This window comes from Dietzia sp. CW19 (assembly GCF_014145265.1).
Lineage (GTDB): Bacteria > Actinomycetota > Actinomycetes > Mycobacteriales > Mycobacteriaceae > Dietzia > Dietzia natronolimnaea.
Genome location: NZ_JAALEE010000228.1, coordinates 1 through 3,219, shown reverse-complemented (window position 1 = coordinate 3,219; position 3,219 = coordinate 1). Strand labels below are relative to the sequence as shown.

The following is a 3,219-nucleotide window of genomic DNA, read 5'->3' as shown; positions in this document are numbered from 1 at the left end:
TCAGGGCGAGATCCATGTCCGTGATGATGCCCCACCGGGGCCGGGAGGTGGAGGGCCGGTGCTGCGTGGGAGGTCACGGGCGTGCGGAACGGGACCGCGCATTAGTCTGGGCGGCATGCCCGATCCCGCCCGTCCCCTGCGCAGCAACGGCGATCCCCTGGTGTCCGCACCCCCCCGTGGCGCCGGTGGCGCCCACGCCCTGCGCGAGCCGGCTCCGGCGACCGCCACCGAGGACGTCCCCGACTCCGGGGAGGGTCTGCTGACGTCCAACCGGGTGCTCGTCACGGCTCCGCGTCACCGGATCTCCCCCCGCACGCCGGTGTTGTGGGTGATCGAGGGGATCTGGTCGTGGGCGATCCTCGCCGCCCTGCAGGTCGGGTGGTACTTCTGGGGCGACAACGTGATGGGGTTCTGGAACTGGGTCGCGCTGGCCGCGACCGTCCCGTTCGCGTTCATGTCGATCGTGGTGGCGCCGTGGTGGCGCTACATCGTGGCCCGCTGGGACGTCTCGGACACCGCGGTGTGCTCGCGCAAGGGCTGGTGGACCACCCAGTTCCGGATCGCCCCGCTGGCCCGCCTCCAGACGGTGTACACCACCCGCAACCTGTTCGAGCGCTGGTTCGGCCTGGCCACGGTCCACGCCTCCACCGCCTCCGCGCAGGGCACGGTCGAGATCAGGGGGCTGACCCTCGCTGATGCCGAGGCCCTGGCCCAGCACCTCATCGCCATCGCCAACCTGGACTCGGAGGACGGGACGTGAGCGGACCGGGCGCCGCGACCGGGGTGACGGCGGGTCCGGACGACGACGACGACGAGGCCGGCTCCTCCGTCGACACCGCACGGGCCCCGGGTTCCGACCCGACGGAGGAGGACACCGCGGTCGATCGGACCGACGAGGCCGGACAGGTCGACCCGGAGGTCCCGTGGGAGCGGTTGTCCTGGCGGATGCTGCTGGTGGATCCCCTGGGGATGCTCACCCGGTTGCTCCCGCTGTTCCTCATCTCCCTGTGGCTGGGCTCGAACCGCAACAACTACTGGTTCGAGATCGGCGTCATCTCACTGATCGTCCTCGGCAGTCTGCTGCGGTGGCTGTCCACGAGCTATCAGGTCGGCCGGACCCACATCATCCTGAGGAAGGGCTTCTTCAGCCGCAACGTGGTCACGGTGTCGCGCCAGCGGATCCGCAGCGTGGACACCGAATCGGATCTGTTCCACCGGGTCATGCGGGTGTCGATCGTCGAGGTCGGCACCGGCCGCGCGGACTCCGGGAAGTCGGACGCCGAGCGGTTCCGGCTCAACGCCATCGACACGGCCCAGGTCGAGCCGCTGCGCGACGAGTTGCTCAAGCACCGGCGTGCCCTGGACCCGACGCTCAGCGAGGAGGACGAGGAGCAGTGGGGGTCGAAGTACGGTGAGGACATCTCCCAGTGGCGCGTCACGTGGGCAAGGTTCGCGCCGTTCTCCTTCATCGGGTTCGGCGTGCTCCTGTCACTGTGGCTCATCACCTGGCAGATGGGCGACATGCACGACCGCGTCATGGACCTCGCGGTGGTCGAGGCGGCCGTCTCGTGGCTCGATTCCCTCGGACAACCGTGGACGCTGGTCGGCGAGGCCGTCGCGATCTGGATGGTGGCCGGCGTCCTGGCGATCATCACCTACGCGATCCGCTACGGGAAGTACGCACTCACCGACCGTGGGCAGTTGCTCTACGTCCAGAACGGCATCCTGCGCCGCAAGCACCAGGCGTTGGACAAGGCCAGGCTCCGCGGGGTCGAGATCCGTCTGCCCGTGTACCTCCGGCTCCTGGGCGGCGGCCGGCTCGAGCCCATCATGACGGGGACCAAGAAGGGTGCCGCCGCGTCGACCCTGCTGCCGCAGGCACCCATCAAGGACGTCCGCCGGGTGGCGATCCGCATCCTCGGTGACCCGACCCCCGTCACCGTGCCTCTGCGACGTCACCCGTGGAAGGCCGCCCGGCGGCGGATCACCCGCGGACTCATGCCGTTCTGGATCGTGGCCGGTCTCATCGTCCTGGTCCGGATCGACTCCGGTCCCTCGGCCGAGATCTGGGTGCGGTGGGCGATCCCGGCGGCCCTCGTGTTCTTCCTCGCGTTGTCGGTCGACCGGATCAGGATGCTCGGCCACGCACTGCTGCCCGACATGCTGGTGACCTCGCACGGGTCGTGGACCGCCAAGCGGACGGTCCTCGAGGCGGACGGGATCATCGGATGGACGGTGACCCAGTCGGTGTTCCAGCGCTCGGCCGGGGTCGCCACCGTCTCCGCGGCCACCCCGGCGGGCAACGGCGTCTACTCGGTGATGGACATGGACGCCGACGAGGCGTGGGCTCTGGCCGAGGCGCTGACCCCGGGGATCACGGACGTCTGGAACCACGAGGGTGACCCCGACATGCGTTCCTCACCCTCGATGGGTATCCGGGCGCAGTGATCGACCCAGGGTCGCGACCCACAGCGGGATGAGACCGCCCACCAGCAGCAGCGCCAGGCCCCGCAACCCGATCGGGACCGGCATGTCCCCGCCGGGACCCAGGTTGAGCGCCACCAGGGTGAGGATCCAGATCAGGGCCGGGAACACGGCCACGATCGCGCGTTCGGACCAGGCGGAGGCCACCCGCACCAGGAACAGCGACCACACGCCGGCCACCAGGATGGTGAACGGGGCGGGGACCGGGCCGACATACGCGGTCAACCAGGCGACGGTGAGGACACAGCTGGTCGCGGCCCCCACCGCGAGCATCAGCAGCGCCACGCCGAGCTCCACGGCCGAGGTGGTGCGCGCGACGGCGGTCCGGCCGGTCACCGGGACTCCCCCACGAGCCCGTCGAGAAGGTGTGCGGTGCCGGGCGGGCACTTGACGTAGGGGCCGTCGGGGTCGACGAGGTCGTGGGCGATGTACCACTCGACCTCCGAGACCGGCTGCAGCACCCCGTTGGTCAGTGCGAGGAACCACGGATCGTCGTCCGTGCCGGGCACCAGTTCCAGCTGGGTCGCGTGCCCGGTCAGTGCCTCCAACTTGGCCGCATAGGTCGCGTCGTCGAGCGGCACCCGGTGGGTGAGTCGGGAGTCCGGCACCGAGGGAAGCTCGGACTCCCCCGCGTGCCGCAGGTGGCCGGGTGGCGCGGGGTGCCGTCGCGAGACGTCCGACCGGGCGGTCACCGTCCACGCCATCCGCCGGGGCCGGTGGCCGGCCTCGTCGAGA

The 3,219-nt window shown here is 70.5% G+C and carries 3 protein-coding genes and 1 pseudogene; 2 read left to right on the top strand and 2 right to left on the bottom strand.

All coding sequences use genetic code 11. The annotated features are described in order from the left end of the window. The first annotated feature begins 115 nt into the window (after positions 1-115). Both G6021_RS07565 and G6021_RS07560 read left to right on the top strand, forming a co-directional pair. Complete coding sequence (locus tag G6021_RS07565) at positions 116-760, top strand: PH domain-containing protein (protein WP_179525600.1); 645 nt, start codon at positions 116-118, stop codon at positions 758-760. Beyond that, positions 757-2,448 carry a PH domain-containing protein gene (locus G6021_RS07560; protein ID WP_182640988.1) on the top strand — a complete coding sequence of 564 codons (1,692 nt, stop codon included), beginning with the start codon at positions 757-759 and terminating at the stop codon, positions 2,446-2,448. Before G6021_RS07565 ends, G6021_RS07560 begins: the two co-directional genes overlap by 4 nt. Here G6021_RS07560 and G6021_RS07555 read toward each other — a convergent pair. Both G6021_RS07555 and G6021_RS07550 read right to left on the bottom strand, forming a co-directional pair. Next, entirely contained in the window at positions 2,419-2,820 is a 402-nt protein-coding gene (locus G6021_RS07555; protein ID WP_179525602.1) for a hypothetical protein, read from the bottom strand. The genes G6021_RS07560 and G6021_RS07555 overlap by 30 nt on opposite strands. Next, positions 2,817-3,219: pseudogene (locus G6021_RS07550) on the bottom strand (N-acetyl-1-D-myo-inositol-2-amino-2-deoxy-alpha-D-glucopyranoside deacetylase); the annotation flags it as partial. The gene G6021_RS07555 and the pseudogene G6021_RS07550, both read right to left, overlap by 4 nt.

Excerpts from the sequence above, each read along its gene's own strand:
- G6021_RS07565 (WP_179525600.1), top strand. The coding sequence starts at position 116 with ATGCCCGATCCCGCCCGTCCCCTGCGCAGCAACGGCGATCCCCTGGTG.